Annotated in this window: 15 protein-coding genes and 1 pseudogene; 12 read left to right on the top strand and 4 right to left on the bottom strand. The window is 41.0% G+C overall.

Annotated features, from left to right (window positions below):
- Nucleotides 1-377 precede the first annotated feature (377 nt).
- The 3 genes from VF06_RS09890 (at nucleotide 378) to VF06_RS09880 (ending at nucleotide 3456) form a co-directional block, all read left to right on the top strand.
- Nucleotides 378-899, top strand: a complete 522-nt coding sequence (locus tag VF06_RS09890; RefSeq protein ID WP_096535107.1) for a LabA-like NYN domain-containing protein — start codon at nucleotides 378-380, stop codon at nucleotides 897-899.
- A gap of 91 nt (nucleotides 900-990) precedes the next feature.
- On the top strand, nucleotides 991-2595 hold the full coding sequence (locus tag VF06_RS09885) for a 2-isopropylmalate synthase (RefSeq protein ID WP_099067090.1): 1605 nt from the start codon (nucleotides 991-993) through the stop codon (nucleotides 2593-2595).
- A 198-nt stretch (nucleotides 2596-2793) separates the two neighbouring features.
- Nucleotides 2794-3456, top strand: a complete 663-nt coding sequence (locus tag VF06_RS09880; RefSeq protein ID WP_099067089.1) for a nuclear transport factor 2 family protein — start codon at nucleotides 2794-2796, stop codon at nucleotides 3454-3456.
- A gap of 160 nt (nucleotides 3457-3616) precedes the next feature.
- Here the strand turns inward: VF06_RS09880 and VF06_RS09875 are convergent, their stop codons facing one another.
- Entirely contained in the window at nucleotides 3617-4087 is a 471-nt protein-coding gene (locus VF06_RS09875; protein ID WP_099067088.1) for a GNAT family N-acetyltransferase, read from the bottom strand.
- 147 nt (nucleotides 4088-4234) lie between these two features.
- Between VF06_RS09875 and VF06_RS09870 the strand changes: the two genes are divergently transcribed.
- Both VF06_RS09870 and VF06_RS09865 read left to right on the top strand, forming a co-directional pair.
- Nucleotides 4235-5677: a RecQ family ATP-dependent DNA helicase gene (locus VF06_RS09870; protein ID WP_099067087.1), complete on the top strand. Its 1443-nt coding sequence runs from the start codon at nucleotides 4235-4237 to the stop codon at nucleotides 5675-5677.
- Nucleotides 5678-6123: 446 nt separating this feature from the next.
- On the top strand, nucleotides 6124-8013 hold the full coding sequence (locus VF06_RS09865; protein ID WP_099067086.1) for a S9 family peptidase: 1890 nt from the start codon (nucleotides 6124-6126) through the stop codon (nucleotides 8011-8013).
- Between the two features lie 65 nt (nucleotides 8014-8078).
- On the opposite strand, the gene VF06_RS09860 is transcribed toward VF06_RS09865, so the two are convergent.
- Nucleotides 8079-8423: a DUF5615 family PIN-like protein gene (locus tag VF06_RS09860; protein WP_099067085.1), complete on the bottom strand. Its 345-nt coding sequence runs from the start codon at nucleotides 8421-8423 to the stop codon at nucleotides 8079-8081.
- A complete protein-coding gene (locus tag VF06_RS09855; protein WP_099067084.1) occupies nucleotides 8420-8713 on the bottom strand; it encodes a DUF433 domain-containing protein in 294 nt (97 codons plus the stop codon). The genes VF06_RS09860 and VF06_RS09855 overlap by 4 nt, the downstream gene beginning before the upstream one ends.
- A gap of 208 nt (nucleotides 8714-8921) precedes the next feature.
- Here VF06_RS09855 and VF06_RS40545 point away from each other — a divergent pair, with 208 nt between their 5' ends.
- Nucleotides 8922-9065 (top strand): hypothetical protein, encoded by a 144-nt coding sequence (locus tag VF06_RS40545; RefSeq protein WP_180267294.1) that lies wholly within the window; start codon nucleotides 8922-8924, stop codon nucleotides 9063-9065.
- 334 nt (nucleotides 9066-9399) lie between these two features.
- Here VF06_RS40545 and pheS read toward each other — a convergent pair whose 3' ends face one another.
- Nucleotides 9400-10392 (bottom strand): phenylalanine--tRNA ligase subunit alpha, encoded by a 993-nt coding sequence (gene pheS, locus VF06_RS09850; protein ID WP_099067083.1) that lies wholly within the window; start codon nucleotides 10390-10392, stop codon nucleotides 9400-9402.
- A 519-nt stretch (nucleotides 10393-10911) separates the two neighbouring features.
- Here pheS and surE point away from each other — a divergent pair.
- From surE to VF06_RS42550, 6 genes and pseudogenes are all read left to right on the top strand, one after another.
- Nucleotides 10912-11709: a 5'/3'-nucleotidase SurE gene (gene surE / locus VF06_RS09845; protein WP_099067082.1), complete on the top strand. Its 798-nt coding sequence runs from the start codon at nucleotides 10912-10914 to the stop codon at nucleotides 11707-11709.
- Between the two features lie 298 nt (nucleotides 11710-12007).
- Entirely contained in the window at nucleotides 12008-12904 is an 897-nt protein-coding gene (locus tag VF06_RS09840; RefSeq protein WP_099067081.1) for an MBL fold metallo-hydrolase, read from the top strand.
- A 206-nt stretch (nucleotides 12905-13110) separates the two neighbouring features.
- Nucleotides 13111-14190: a bifunctional riboflavin kinase/FAD synthetase gene (locus tag VF06_RS09835; RefSeq protein ID WP_099067080.1), complete on the top strand. Its 1080-nt coding sequence runs from the start codon at nucleotides 13111-13113 to the stop codon at nucleotides 14188-14190.
- 163 nt (nucleotides 14191-14353) lie between these two features.
- Nucleotides 14354-15262 (top strand): AAA family ATPase, encoded by a 909-nt coding sequence (locus tag VF06_RS09830; protein ID WP_099067079.1) that lies wholly within the window; start codon nucleotides 14354-14356, stop codon nucleotides 15260-15262.
- A 407-nt stretch (nucleotides 15263-15669) separates the two neighbouring features.
- Entirely contained in the window at nucleotides 15670-15927 is a 258-nt protein-coding gene (locus VF06_RS09825; RefSeq protein ID WP_099067078.1) for a type II toxin-antitoxin system RelN family antitoxin, read from the top strand.
- Nucleotides 15917-16279, top strand: a pseudogene (locus VF06_RS42550) (type II toxin-antitoxin system RelE/ParE family toxin). The gene VF06_RS09825 and the pseudogene VF06_RS42550 overlap by 11 nt, the downstream one beginning before the upstream one ends.
- Nucleotides 16280-16358 lie beyond the last annotated feature (79 nt).

Raw genomic sequence — 16358 nt, 5'->3', positions numbered from 1 at the left:
ATTGGTATCCTCCAGAAAGTATGTCCTGATACTAAAACTTTACTTATAGATAGGCATCAACTTATATTCTCCCGCAAGCTTATGCCATACCTCTTTAGTAGTAAACTTTAGTGTTATACAGCTATGAATGCTGTTAACGGGTCAATTTTATTGGTAGATTTTGATTACAGGGTGGCTCTTGCAGTAACGGAGGTGAATAAGGCTTAGCACCCAAGTTCTCGACTCTAATGTTGCAGCCGTTTTTATCCCTTGAAACAGGTAGCATCAACGCTATAGATGAAAAGCTACTTTATAGATATTAGCAAACAAGGCATTTGAAAATTGCTATAATCTATTGTTCCATCTAAATTCATTTATATTATTAGGTGTAAATTTGTATGGGTTCTCCAATGAATCGTCTGTCTATTTTTGTAGACGGAAACAATATGTTCTATGCTCAACAAAAAAACGGGTGGTTTTTTGACCCGCGACGAGTCTTAGAATACTTCAAACATGAGCAGTCAGAAACAACATTAATCAATGCATTCTGGTACACTGGCTTAAAAGACCCACAAGATCAACGAGGTTTTAGAGATGCTCTAATTAGTCTAGGATATACAGTTAGAACTAAAATTCTTAAAGAATACTATGATGATACTTCTGGTCGTTACTCACAAAAAGCTAATTTAGATATTGAAATTGTTGTCGATATGTTCAATACAGTAGACCAGTACGATCGAGTGGTATTATTTAGTGGTGATGGTGATTTTGAAAGAGCAATAGAACTATTACGTTCCAAAAATACACATATTACAGTAGTATCTACAGAAGGAATGATTGCTAGAGAACTACGGAATGCTACGGATAGATATATAGATTTAAATGATATCAGAGATCAAATAGAAAAAACCGATGGCTAGTAGATTTAACAATTATTTACAAAGCTAAAAGTAAAAACTAAGTTTGAAAATATTTCGATCCAAAAGTAAAAACTAAACAACTAAAGTGCAAATGACAACTAAAACTGATAAAATCCTGATTTTTGATACTACATTGCGAGATGGAGAGCAGTGTCCGGGAGCAACCCTGAATATAGACGAAAAGTTAACGATCGCCAAGCAATTAGCAAGGCTGGGCGTGGACATAATTGAAGCAGGGTTCGCCTTTGCTAGTCCTGGAGATTTTGAAGCAGTTAGCAAAATTGCAGAAATTGTAGGAACAGAAAATGGGCCTGTAATTTGCAGTTTGGCAAGGGCGATTAAGGCAGATATTAAAGCTGCTGCTGAAGCATTAAAACCGGCAGCCAAAGGTAGAATTCACACATTTATTTCCACTTCAGATATTCATTTAGAATATCAACTGCGAAAGACAAGAACAGAAGTATTAGCCATCGCCCAAGAAATGGTAGCTTATGCTAAATCCTTCATGGCAGATGTAGAATTTTCGCCGATGGATGCAGCTCGTTCCGATCCAGAATTTTTATATCAAGTTTTAGAAGCTACCATCGCCGCTGGTGCAACAACAATTAATATCCCCGATACAGTTGGTTACATCACCCCCAGCGAATTTGGAGCGATGATTAAAGGCATTAAAGAAAATGTGCCCAACATCGACCAAGCGATTATTTCCGTTCACGGTCATAACGATTTAGGCTTAGCAGTTGCTAACTTTTTAGAAGCCATAAAAAATGGCGCACGGCAATTAGAATGTACGGTTAATGGTATTGGCGAACGTGCTGGAAATGCATCGTTAGAAGAATTAGTGATGGCGTTGCATGTGCGGCGGCAATATTTTAATCCTTATTTGGGAAGACCAGAAGAATCTCAAGAATCCCTGACAAATATTGACACCCGTGAAATTTATAGAACTTCACGTTTAGTTTCTAATTTGACAGGAATGTTAGTGCAACCAAATAAAGCGATCGTTGGGGCGAATGCCTTTGCCCATGAATCAGGGATTCACCAAGATGGGGTATTAAAAAATAAACTCACCTATGAAATTATGGACGCCCAATTGATTGGCTTAACAGACAATCAAATAGTTTTGGGCAAACATTCAGGCAGAAATGCTTTTCGTACCCGGTTAAAAGAATTGGGTTTTGAATTGTCAGATAGCGAATTAAATAAAGCATTCGTTAGATTCAAAGAAGTTGCAGATAAAAAGAAAGAAATTTCCGATCGCGATTTAGAAGCCATCGTTAACGACGAAATCCAACAAGCGCCAGATTTATTCCGTGTAGAACTGGTGCAAGTTTCCTGTGGTAGCAACGCCCGTCCCACCGCTACAGTAACTCTGCGTACCCCAGAAGGCGAAGAATTAACCGATGCAGCCATCGGTACTGGGCCAGTGGATGCAGTTTACAAAGCAATCAACCGTGTAGTAAACGTACCCAATGAATTGATTGAGTTTTCCGTGCAGTCAGTAACAGCAGGTATTGACGCCATAGGCGAAGTGACAATTCGTTTGCGTTATGAATCTAGAGTATTTTCTGGTCATGCAGCGAACACAGATATCATCGTGGCATCAGCGCAAGCTTATGTAAACGCCTTAAATAGGTTGTATGCAGCATTGCAAACTCAAGAGAAAGCAGAAGAAGTATCTGCACAGAAAGTCTAAAAAAACTTCTGTCTTGATTTGCAGTTAATTGAAAAGTGTAAATAGGGTAGCACAGCTGTGTTACCCTATTTATTTTTCTGCATCCTGAATTCTGAGTTCTGCCTATTATGAATATTCTTTACTTTGTATATTTTCTGATTTACCTAATATCCAGAAAATTTTATTCTGAGAACGGATGTTTATTATCAATCAAATTGTATGGTTAGCGAGAAAACCGCAGGATTGCCACTTTGGGTACAAGATAGAGATGTAGTGATTGCTAATGATGAAGAAGTACAGTGGCGAGAAGGGAAACGTCCAGATTATTCGCTCAGCAATGAAATTCTTGAACAAGAGAAAAAATTTCACCATCCAGAAGGTTCTTTAGAAGCGATCGCTCAAAATTTAGTCCGCACTTTTGAAATGGAAGCTTCTCATAAATCTAATCCCCAACAGTGGCTTTCCATTGTTATTGATAAATTTAAAATGAGTAGCAACGGTGGAGAACAATACACTGCTCAAGATGTTGCACAACAAGGTACTTATAACTTATTTTTAGGTGAAAGCGAGCAGTACAGTTCCAAATCCGAAACCTTTGAATCTTCCTTTGAACTTTTTCATACAGCCTTTCCCAGTGGCTTTTTTTGGGAATTAACAGAAGTGCTTTCCGGGCCGCCTAGTGTTACCTTTAAGTGGCGACATTGGGGAACATTTAGTGGTTCTTATAAAAATTATGTACCTACTGGTGAAACAGTAGAAATGGTAGGAGTTAGTATTGCTCGCGTCACTGATGATTTGAAAATTGAGTCTTTAGAGCATTATTTTGATAACAATGCTTTTCTACAAAAATTAACAAGTGGTGGTTGTCCTTTCCATTCCTAATTTTGATTTAGTTGTAGGGTATGTTATCCCGGAGGCTAATGCAGCACCATCAATAATCTATAATGAGCTACGGAATCTATAGCACACCCTACAATTTAGAAATTTTGGCATAAGTTTTATGAATCCTGGATTCTGAATTCTGAATTCTGAATTCTGAGTTTTATGAATTCTGGATTCTGAATTCTGAATTCTGAATTCTGAATTCTTCCTTAGAACTTAAACGCATCATGATTCTTTCCGGCTCAGTCAAATTTTTAAATCCATAACGCCGATAAAGTCCATGAGCATCTCTTGTACCTAACATCCACCTTTGAACATCTTCTAATTCTGGATATTCTAAAATATATTCCACAAACCATTTACCTAAACCCTGTCCTCGGTAAGGCTCCAAAATAAAAACATCTTTTAATAACGCAGAAGTCGCATAATCGGTAATCACTCTGGCAAAGCCAACTTGTTGTTCGCCTTCATATAATCCAAAGCATAAAGAATTTTTGATTGATTTTTCTACAATCTCTAATGGGATGTTTTCCGCCCAATAAGAAGTTTGTAAAAAGCCATGAATCATTTGAATATTTAATTTAGACTTATCAGTATTTATATAAAACCTATGTTTTAAGTCTTCGTTCATATTTGGCTCTAATCAATAAAAAATAATTATAATTCATTGTTGCGCTCAATGGGTTGCAATATTCAGATGATGAAATTACTGAACCATTAGCTGCAAAACAAAAGCTATATTCAATGTTTAAGAATATGGGTGCATCTAGTATTGATTATGAATCAGCCAACAACAAAATCTTGGCAAGAAGTTCTCGCTACTTTTAAAAAGATTTGGGGTTATGAAGATTTCCGTCCGCCACAGGGAGAAATTGTCAGCAGTTTGTTAGCCGAAAAAGATGCGCTGATTATTATGCCCACAGGGGGAGGTAAGTCAATTTGTTTTCAACTTCCTGCACTGCTACAAACAGGATTAACTTTAGTAGTTTCTCCCTTGGTGGCGTTGATGGAAAATCAAGTACAGGAACTACGAGAAAACCACCAAAAAGCGGCACTTTTACATAGTGAATTACCTTCATCTCAACGCCGTGCAACTCTGCAAGCTTTGGAGAGACAGCAGCTAAGATTATTGTATTTATCGCCAGAAACTTTGTTGAGTGTGCCAGTGTGGGAAAGATTAATTCAGCCGCAATTGCAAATTAACGGTTTGATTTTGGACGAAGCTCATTGTTTAGTGCAGTGGGGTGATACTTTTCGCCCAGCTTACCGCAGATTAGGGGCAGTACGTCCGGCATTGCTCAAATCAAAACCACCAGGAACAAAAATCTGCATTGCAGCTTTTACCGCCACTGCTGACCCCTTGGCGCAAAAAACTATTCAAACAGTTTTACAATTACAGCAACCAGAGATTTTTCGCCTCAATCCCTACCGTTCTAATTTGTATCCCAGCGTTCGCATTGCTTGGACGCCAAGAGGTAGGAAACAACAATTATTAAAATTTATTCAAAACAGACCGCAACAATCGGGATTAGTTTATGTCCGCACTCGACGAGATAGTGAAGATTTAGCCCAATGGTTAGCAGACATGGGTTATGCCACAGCGAGTTACCATGCAGGGTTGGGTGCAACAGAACGCCGTGCAGTGGAAGCTAGCTGGTTGAGTGGTAAAATTCCATTTGTGGTTTGCACCTGTGCGTTTGGAATGGGGATTAACAAAAGTAATGTGCGGTGGGTTGTGCATTTTCAGCCGCCACATCTACTTTCAGAATATGTGCAAGAAATAGGGCGCGCAGGAAGGGACGGAAAACCAGCCGAAGCGTTGACACTGGTGAGTGAACCAACGGGGTGGTTAGATCCTGAAGATAAGCAAAGACATCAATTTTTTGAACAACAAATGCGATCGCAACAACAAATAGCACAGCAACTGATGAAAAAATTACCAAAACAGGGAGAAGTAAACCAAGTAACTCGACAATTTCCCGAAGCTGCTACAGCCTTAGCTTTACTCCACAGCAACGGTCAGTTAAACTGGCTTGACCCTTTTCACTACACCATTGAGTCAAAAGGGAAAAATCAGCCAGCAACGCAATTACACGCCGCTAAACAAATGCATCAATATCTCACAAGCAAGCAGTGTCGTTGGCAGTTTTTGTTAAACGCCTTTGGTTTTGGCAAAGAAGCAGCCAACTGGCGTTGCGGACATTGCGATAATTGTCGCTAACGTTGGTTTATCACAATACAGTTCAGATAAGACCAAAATACTTGTAGAGAGGGCGATTTATCGCGTCTCCCCTCTTTGATGCAATTCTCCCGGCTAGTAGTAGGCCAAGGCAACTTGGTTCTTTAAAGGGCAAAAAGCTTTTTATCCCTTACCCTTTTCCCCTTTCCCTTTCCCCAGACCTCACCCAGTAAAGATGACTTGCCAGACTACTAGGTTCACCCAATCGGATGAATTATCATTTTTACCAGCAAGTGACAATAGGGTAGTCAAGATAATTCGTAATTGCTACTCCACGAGATTAATCCCCTGACTGAAAACCACGAAAAATGGTTATTTTGAGTCATTACCCAATTAAGGGCTGAAACTGTAATAAATTAATTACGAATTACCAATTACGAATTATGAATTAGAAATTATTCACTCAACTACAACTAGAGGATAAAAATATGTCATCTGCAACAGCAACTTCACTACCACCCTTGATTTTACGTGAAATTCTCTTTGGAAATCCTGAAAAAACTAGCCCAAGACTATCGCCAGACGGCAAATATTTGGCATACATCGCCCCCAATGAACAAAATGTCTTGCAAGTATGGTTGCGAACTGTGGGACAAGAAGACGACCAAATACTCACTGCGGATAAAAAACGTGGTATTCGCGCTTTTTTTTGGACTTATAACACCAATGAGTTGATTTACATGCAGGACTCAGACGGTGATGAAAACTTCCACCTCTACTTAGTTAATACTGACTCAAAGATTGTGCGTGATTTAACACCATTTCAGGGTGTAAAAGTAGGCTTTGTAGACATAGAACCCAAGTTTCCAGACCAAGTATTAGTAGGTTTGAACTTGAACAATCCGCAAAAGTTCGATGTTTACCGTATTAACTTAAAAAATGGTGCGGTGGAGTTTGATACAGACAACCCTGGTAATATTATCAGCTGGACAGCTGATGCTGATTTCCAAGTACGTGCAGCAACAGCTAGTACCCCTGATGGCGGTTACGATTTGTTATTTCGGCAAACCACAGATAAACAATGGGAAATTCTCCGCCACTGGGGGCCGGAAGAAGAAGGAAGTCCTGTTAGTTTTTCTGGTGATGGTAAAACACTTTATATCGAAGCCAATCATGATGCTAATGCTCAACGTCTGCTAGCTGTGGATTTAGATACACATCAAGAAAGTGTCATTGCCCAAGATGAGCAGTACGATCTTGTGGGTGTAGTAATTCAGCCACTAACGCGAGTTGTGGAAGCAGTTTCTTTCTATAAAGACAAGCAGGAATGGCAGATAATTGACCAGAGTATTGCTGCTGATTTTGCAGAAATCGCCAAGGTGCGTTCTGGGGAGTTTTCCTTAATTAGCCGCGACTTGGCAGATAAAAAGTGGCTAGTGGCATATAACACTGATGATGGCCCAGTTTATTACTATGCCTATAACCGAGAGTCAAAAACTAGCACTTTCCTGTTTAGCAACAAACCCAAACTCGAAGGGTTGCAATTAGCTTCAATGCAACCGATTTCCTACGAGGCGCGGGATGGTTTGACTATCCACGGTTACCTGACAACTCCTGTGGGTATACCCAGCGAAAATTTACCAACAGTACTGCTGGTTCACGGCGGCCCTTGGGCGCGGGATACGTGGGGTTTAGATCCGGAAGCCCAATGGCTAGCTAACCGGGGTTACGCCGTTCTGCAAGTCAATTTTCGGGGTTCCACTGGTTATGGTAAAGCATTCCTGAATGCTGGAAACCGGGAATGGGCTGCTAAAATGCACGATGATTTGATTGACGCTGTTAACTGGTTATTAGAAAAAGGTATTTCTGACCCCCAGAAGATTGCAATTATGGGTGGTTCTTATGGTGGTTACGCAACTCTAGTGGGATTGACTTTTACACCAGAAGTTTTTGCTGCTGGCGTGGATATTGTTGGCCCCAGTAACTTGATGACTTTGGTACAAACTATCCCGCCTTATTGGGAACCGCTCAAGGCGATGTTTTATCACCGAGTTGGTAATTTAGAAACAGAAGCAGAATTTTTGAAATCGCGATCGCCTTTATTTTTTGCTGACAAAATTCAAAAACCTTTACTCATCGGTCAAGGTGCCAACGATCCGCGAGTTAAACAAGCAGAAAGCGACCAAATTGTCAACGCCATGCAACAAGCTGGTTTACCAGTGAAATATGTACTTTACCCCGATGAAGGACATGGTTTTGCTAGACCAGAAAATCGTTTGCATTTTTTTGCGATCGCTGAAGAATTTCTCGCTCAATATTTAGGTGGCAGATTTGAACCGTTGACAGATATTCCAGGTCATTCAGGAATAGTTAAATAAAACCTCATGCATGGTGGTTAGTGTTAATTCACCGACCACCTGAATATTTTTAATTTGAGAAAAATTCATACATATAACAACTGATTTCTAATTTCATCAGCCGTTAGTGTGCTTACCAGAATACTAATCCGTTGCGCGACTTCATAAGCATTTTTTTGAGGCACAACGATAATTCCAAAATGTTCTTTATTCTCCTCTATATACTGGAGATGCAACCGCTCAAAATCGACACGGTTATGTGTCAGGATACATCTGCTCATAGAACTTGCAAATTCCAGTTGCTCGCGGTCAGTTTTGCCGAGGGTTGCTTGTTCGGGAACAGTTGTAACATCCAGACCGCGTGAGCGTAACAGCGTAGCAACCAACGCTGACATGTCCTCATCGCTGTAAAGTGCAGCATAGACTGTCACGATTTGCCCAATATAGCTTTTACAGATGGATGTATTAATTCATCAGGTACTCGGTTTCGCTCAATGTATTCATTAATCTCGGCTTGATGATCGAGATAAAAACTCAAGGCATCAAACACTTGTGCCAGGGTTAGATGTGGCAAATGGTTCAGGATTTCTTCTGGCATAATCCCCAATCGCCACAAACCGACAATGGCACGAACAGATGTCCGAGTACCTATAATAATCGGCTCTCCACTCAAAATTTCAGGGTTACGGGTAACGTAACGCGACGAGGTTTCAGCAAACATAGAACGAATCAGTTAGCGGAACTGGTGTTGCCTCTAGTTTACCAATAGTTAGTATTATTTTGAGTTGTCTTTAAAATAAAAGAACTATTGATTTTTAGGCTAGTTTAAGCAATGCAGATAACAGTTACAGAACTTAACCACGACTTTGCTACAATCGGTTTTCAGAAGAATAAATTAAAATAGTCTGCAAGTAGCGGGGCGAATAATAATGTCCTCCGAACCCAGTGAATTAGATAAAAAGATTCAGTCAGCGGCGAAACTGACTGAAAAAATTACTAAAGAATTAAAACAAATATCAAAACCAAAGTTAGAACAATCCTCAGAAGAACTTTTAAACATGGCTGACTTATAGACTCAAATGGCAGTAGAAGTTCAAACAGTCATCGACCCATTAGCAATCTATACGGAAATACATATCTAAAAAAAATTATATTTCAAATATTACTCAAGGGTTAAATATTGGCCAGCTATCGCACTTATACAGGGTAAATAAAACTTGCCTACTGAATTAAAAATTGACTGGTCTACAATCAGCGCAAAGTTCTGATCGCCAGCTTCCGGCGTTGGCGCAGCCCTCCGTAGGCATCAAAACTTTGTAAGAGAGTGGCGGGTTTAAATCCACCACTAATTGATTCTGATTCCTGAATTCTGAATTCTGGATTCTTCTTTTTAAAGCGATCGCTTACTTAAAATTGTTGCAAAAACCGTAAATCGCTGGCATACAAACGACGAATATCATCGATTTGATGTAATACCATTGCAAAGCGTTCTACACCAAAACCGGCAGCAAACCCAGTATAAATTTCTGGGTCATACCCTACCGATTTCAATACATTTGGATCGACCATACCGCAACCCATCACTTCCAGCCAGCGACCATTCCATTGCAAATCGACTTCAGCCGAAGGTTCGGTAAACGGGAAATAACTGGCGCGGAAGCGAATCGGTAAATCGCCAAATATTGATTGTAAAAATACCTTAATTGTGCCTTTAAGGTCAGTAAAAGTTAATCCTTCGTCAATGGCTAAAAGTTCTATTTGATGGAAAACTGCTGAGTGGGTGGCATCTACATTATCTCGCCGATAAACTCGCCCTGGAGCCACAACCCGAATTGGTGGTTCTTCTCTTTCCATATAGCGAATTTGCACTGAGGAAGTGTGAGTCCGTAGCAGATTACCATCTGGCAGGTAAAAAGTATCCTGCATATCACGCGCTGGGTGGTCTGGCGGAGTATTGAGCGCCTCGAAATTGTAGTAATCTGTTTCCATCTCTGGCCCTTGAGCCACGGTGTAGCCCATACCAACAAAGATATCCAGGGCCCTGTCAATAATGCCATTCAGTGGATGAATCCGACCTTGGGGGCGGTAAATTCCCGGCATACTGACATCAAGAGTTTCAGCCTCCAGCTGGGAACGAATTTGCGCGGCTTCCAGGGCGGCACGTTGTTGGTCTAGACTAGTTTGCAGGGACTCTTTGACTGTATTAGCGATCGCGCCAATAATCGGTCGTTCCTCTGCACTCAGTTGCCCCATACTCCGCAACAGCGCCCCTAGTTCCCCTTTCTTGCCCAAATAGCTAACTCTGAGTTCTTCTAGACGTTCTAAGGTATCAGCAGCGGCGATCGCTTGTTCTCCTTGGTGCCGCAGTGCTAAAAGTTGAGCTTCTAAATTGCTAGTCATTAGTCATCAGTCATTGGTCATTGGTCATTAGTCATTAGTCTATAGTCAAAAGCTGTGAACTGCTCGATAAATAAAGTTATACCCATGACCCCAAGGGCAATAATTTATCAAAACAGAATAAAGGCGTCAGTCGTCAGAATTCAGAATGAATTTTATACGACTGGCGGATAGCGCAGTAAGCCGTGTCCGCGAGCGTCTGAATAAGTGGGTTTAAGACCCCCACCAAATTTTCAATTTGGTGGTCTTCTCCCAAGGGGAGACGCTACGCGAACAATCAATGGCGGGTCGGAATCCCCCACTGATAGCGCAGCTAAGCCGTGTCCGCGTACCCCTGCTCTTAAGCAAGCTACGCGTAGCGTCTCGTAGAGAGCGTCTTGATTCTGAATTCTGAATTCTGAATTCTGTATTCTTCTTCAATTTTTGGAGTTTTGTTGCTTGATACTTGTGATGACTGCCATTGACAAATGACTAATGACCAATGACAAATAACTAATGACTAATGACCAATGACCAATGTCTATGAAATTACTAATTAGCAACGATGATGGTATTTCTGCTATAGGTATTCGTACCCTTGCTAACTATTTAGCACAAGCAGGCCATGATGTCACAGTAGTTTGTCCAGACCGAGAGCGATCGGCTACTGGACATGGATTAACTATGCACCAGCCAATTCGCGCCGAAATTGTGGAATCATTTTTCGATCCGGCTGTGAAAGCTTGGGCTTGCGATGGTACGCCTTCAGATTGCGTCAAATTGGCGCTGTGGGCTTTGCTGGAGACTCCCCCAGATTTCGTTCTCTCTGGCATCAATCAAGGTGCCAATTTAGGAACAGAAATTTTATATTCTGGTACTGTTTCTGCGGCAATGGAAGGTTTAATTGAAGGCATTCCCAGTATAGCTATGAGTCTTACCAGCCGTACCTCAAAAAACTTTCAACCTGCTGCTAAGTTTGCCAAAATTCTCCTAGACCAGTTAGCCGAAAAACCACTGCCAGATTTGATGTTACTTAATGTCAATATTCCTGCTGTTGAGTGGGAAGAAATTGCTGGAGTAACACTCACCCGTCAAGGAGTGCGGCGTTACATAGATGTATTCGATAAACGAGTCGATCCTCGTGGAAAAACTTACTACTGGTTAACTGGAGAAGTCATTGAAGATGTGGAACCACCAATTGGCTTAAATTTACCACAAAATGTACCCACAGACGTACATGTTGTACGTAATAACTACATCAGTGTAACTCCCTTACAGTACAATCTGACCTACGCAACTGGAATAGATAAATTATCTCAATGGCAATTCAAATTTCCCTGAACTATTGAATTATTAGGAAAGAATTGGAATTAATTAAATGCATCGCATGAAAATGTAGGCTATAACTTAGGGGCACCCTTGAGATAACGGATACACATACATCTAAAAAAGTTGAAAATCATAGCCTAGAGTACCTCATCGATATTTACACAATCAGCCAGAAACAGGGTATGCTGTTTTACCAAGAAATCTTCCCTTTAATCCCATCCCAAACAAATTTGGCCAGACAGCATAAACTTAAACCAAACAAGTAACAATTTTTTCATTTATCGCCCGCTCAGTCCAGCAAGCAACACCCATGTCTAGGATAGAGAATCAATTTACCGTGCAATTTTGGGGGGTTCGCGGCAGCATCCCCAGTCCAGGGCCACACACCGTTCGCTACGGCGGTAATACCCCTTGCGTTGAGATGCAAGTGGGCGGTAAACGCTTAATTTTCGATGGTGGCACGGGATTACATGTTTTGGGGCAATCTTTATTGCGCCAGATGCCATTAGAAGCTCATATATTTTTCACCCATTCCCACTGGGATCATATGCAGGGTTTTCCCTTCTTTGTTCCAGGGTTTGTTAGGGGGAATGACTTTCATATTTACGGTGCCATCGCTCCTGATGGTTCTACCATAGAACAGCGCCTCAACGACCAGATGCTCCACCCGAATTTTCCTGTGCCCTTACAAATCATGCAAGCCAATTTAAGTTTCCATGATATTCGACCGGGGCAACCAATAAATATCGATGATATTAACGTGGAAACAGCACCTTTAAATCATCCGGGTGAAGCCGTAGGATACCGAGTCAATTGGCGCGATGGTGCTGCTGTTTATATTACTGATACCGAACATTTTCCTGACCGACTCGACGAAAATGTGCTTTGGCTGGCTCGTAATGCCGATATTTTAATTTACGATTCCACCTACACTGACGAAGAATATCACTCGCCCACATCCCCAAAAATTGGCTGGGGACATTCAACCTGGCAAGAAGCTGTGAAAGTAGCACAAGCGGCTAATGTCAAAACTTTGGTAATTTACCACCATGACCCAGCCCACAATGATGACTTTTTAGATCGTGTAGGAAAACAAGCAGCTGCAAAATTCCCTGGTGCTATCATGGCACGGGAAGGAATCATACTCCAAGTTTCCACCTCAGCTTCCTTATCAGAATCTTTTCCTGTTAGCAAGTTTTCTGTCTAAAGGTTGCGATCGAATCAATTGTAGATTTTAGATTAGATTGGTGATCAGAAGCTTTCAGCAGAAAATTGTACCTGTTGGCTATGGCTTAGTCATTGACCAAACATGGCATGGGGCATAGGACATTGGTTATTCACTAATGACCAATGACTAATGACTGATGACTAAATGACTGATAGCTTAAATAAACCTAAAATCTCAAAATCCACGTGCTAAATTTGTCTCAAAATGGGTGTTCTGTGTGGGTTGCCTCTTCCAGCGAAGGGCTACTAACGCCGACTGCTGTTGCACTTGGCAAATTTGATGGCGTACATCTCGGTCATCAAAGGGTAATTGAGCCAATATTGCACGCTGGTGGTCAGTTGTCAGTAGCTGATAGTCCACAGTCTCATGAAAGTCCACAACTGACAAATCAACAACATATTTACTCGACAGTTGTCACCTTTCATCCCCACCCACAGGAGTTTTTTACGGGGCAACCCCGGACTTTGTTAACGCCACTCGATGAAAAAGTCCAACAATTGCGATCGCTGGGAGTAGAACAACTGGTATTATTACCCTTCGACAAAGAATTATCTGCTTTGACCCCTGAAGACTTTGTCGAAAAAATTCTCGTCCAACAACTCCAATGCCAGCGAATTAGTATTGGGGAAGATTTTTGTTTTGGCAAAAAGCGCAGTGGTACTGCTAAAGATTTGCAATTGCTAGCTGCCAAATACAATATTCCTGTCACCATCGTTCCCTTACAAATTTATACAAGTGACTCACCTAGCCAAAGCAGTCACACAAGTAATACTCCAAGTCTGGACGCCCGCATTAGCACTTCATTCATCCGCCAAACCCTTGAACATGGGGATATCGAAAACGCAAATCTCCTACTAGGACGCCCCTACACCCTCCTTGGTTTAGTCGTTCAAGGACAGCAATTGGGCAGAACCATAGGCTTTCCCACCGCTAACCTCCAGCTACCAAAAGAAAAGTTTTTGCCCCGCCAAGGAGTTTACGCTGTGCGAATTTTCACTCTCAGTGAAACACCAGATTTATCCCCCAGCAAGAACATAGGCGTTATGAATATCGGTAACCGCCCAACAGTAAGCGGTGTTTCTACATCTGTGGAAGTACATTTGTTCGATTGGTCTGGCGATTTGTATGGTAAACAACTCGCTGTAGAACTAGTCAAATTTTTACGCCCCGAACAAAAATTTCCTTCTCTCGAAACCCTGAAAACACAAATTCAACTTGACTGCATAGCAGCTAGGCAAGTTCTTAGTGCTGAGTGGGAACAATAGATAGGGCATTGGGCATGGGGAAGAGGATGGGGGGATAAGGGGATGGGGAGATGGGGGGAAAGAAGAATTACTTTCTCCCTCATCTCCCTATCTCCCCATCTCCCCATCTCCCCCACTCCCCACTCGCCAGTCCCCATTCCCCATTCCCCATTCCCCACACTGCATGAGAGAAAAAATTGACGCTTTAACACAAAATCTTGCTCTTGCCATTGTTGGTAAAACTGAGGCAATACGCTTAGTGCTGGTAGCGCTGCTAGGTGGTGGCCATGCCCTTTTAGAAGATGTCCCTGGTGTTGGTAAAACCCTACTTGCTAAATCTTTAGCTCGTTCAGTGGATGGCAAGTTTCAAAGGCTACAATGTACCCCTGATTTATTGCCAACAGACATCACTGGTACGAACATCTGGAACCCCAAAACCAGTGAATTTAGTTTTCTTCCTGGGCCAGTTTTTGCCAATGTACTACTTGCTGACGAAATCAACCGCGCCACACCCCGCACTCAGTCAGCGTTGCTGGAAGTTATGGAAGAACATCAAGTAACAGTGGATGGTGTCTCTCGTACAGTTCCTCAACCGTTTTTTGTTATCGCTACTCAAAACCCTATCGAGTACCAAGGTACTTTTCCCCTGCCAGAAGCACAAATGGATAGGTTTATGCTGTCGTTGAGTTTGGGCTATCCTTCCGAGTCAGAAGAACTCCAGATGCTGCAAAATCTCCAAAATGGTGTTCAAGTTACTGATTTGCAGCCTTGTATTACCTTGGCAGAAGTACAAGAATTGCGTTTTCTCTGTTCTCAAGTCAAAGTGGCAACTTCTTTGCAACAGTACATTCTCGAATTGGTGCGGGCGACACGCCAAGATGAGGAAATCGCCCTTGGTGTCAGTCCCCGTGGCACTGTAGCATTACAACGAGCTGCCCAAGCACTAGCTTTTCTATTAGGGCGTGATTATGCTATTCCCGATGATGTGAAATTTCTCGTGCCTTACGTTATTTGCCATCGCCTCATTCCTAGAGGAGGACGCAATTCTAGAACTGTTGTTGAACGATTATTGCGCTCAGTTCCTATTCCTTAAAAAAATTTTGTATGGCAATCCTATTTTAGTTGTGAATAATATTGGTGTTGACTGTTGACTGTTGACTGTTAATCATTGAAAGTTAATAGTCAACAGACCTAACACTTAATATTTGACGAATTATTTAGGATTACTATAGATAATTTTGTAACTGTATTTATAGGTGTAAAGGATAACTTTTTAAGCTTATACTCAGGTTAATCCTGCGTAATAGTGGTTACTAATTAAAGTTATTTTTTGTACCTTTTTTATGGGTAATCTTCAGTGCCAAAAATGCGATCGCTTTTTACAAACATAAAAAATAATTACGCATCTATGTCTTTTGTATGCTCAGTATATTGGTTTTATCGATAATAAATTTATTTTGGAGCGTGTTAAAATCTACTACAAATTCAGGTAGATAACAGATGAAAGCAATTGAAGTTACTGGAAAAATCGACTCTCAAGGAAACTTAGTTTTAGATGAGCCAATTCAAGGAATGAATTATCCTCATCAGGTTCGGGTAATTGTATTGGTTCCAGAAGCAACACACACAGAAGAATTTGACCCTGACGATACACCTGTTGAAGAAATTAAAGCTAGTTTAAGGAGAGCTTTACAGCAAGCAAAAGCAGGGCAAACTAGACCAATTAGTGAACTATGGGACAGTATCGATGAAGAGTGATAATCCGGTTTCAATTAGATTTGCAGATGAATTTGAACAATAACTTTACAGACTTTCTAAAAGATTTCGCAAGATTCGCTCTGATGTTCAACCAATTATTGAGCAATTACAGCAAGGGAATATTCTTGGAGATATAATTGCTGGAATTGGCGAAGAATATCTTGTTTATAAAGTGATAGTTCGTAATAGTAATATCCAAAAAGGTAAAAGTGCTGGTTATAGATTAATTTATCAAGTTGAGTCAGCTACAAGTATTTTGCTATTAACGATTTATTCCAAGTCTGACAGAGAAGATATTGGTGTAAATGAAATCATAAGTATTTTAGCTGAATTTTCTAGCGAGTCAGGTTAAAACTACCAAGAAATTTTTTATTGCATAATCAGCATTAGTATGCTCTAGAAATATTTATATTAAATTTGATGTAGCCCAA

It is taken from the genome of Nostoc linckia z4 (genome assembly GCF_002608075.1).
Taxonomy (GTDB): Bacteria; Cyanobacteriota; Cyanobacteriia; order Cyanobacteriales; family Nostocaceae; genus Nostoc; species Nostoc linckia.
The sequence above is the reverse complement of the archived record's forward strand: the minus strand, read 5'-3'. Positions and strand labels throughout refer to the sequence as shown.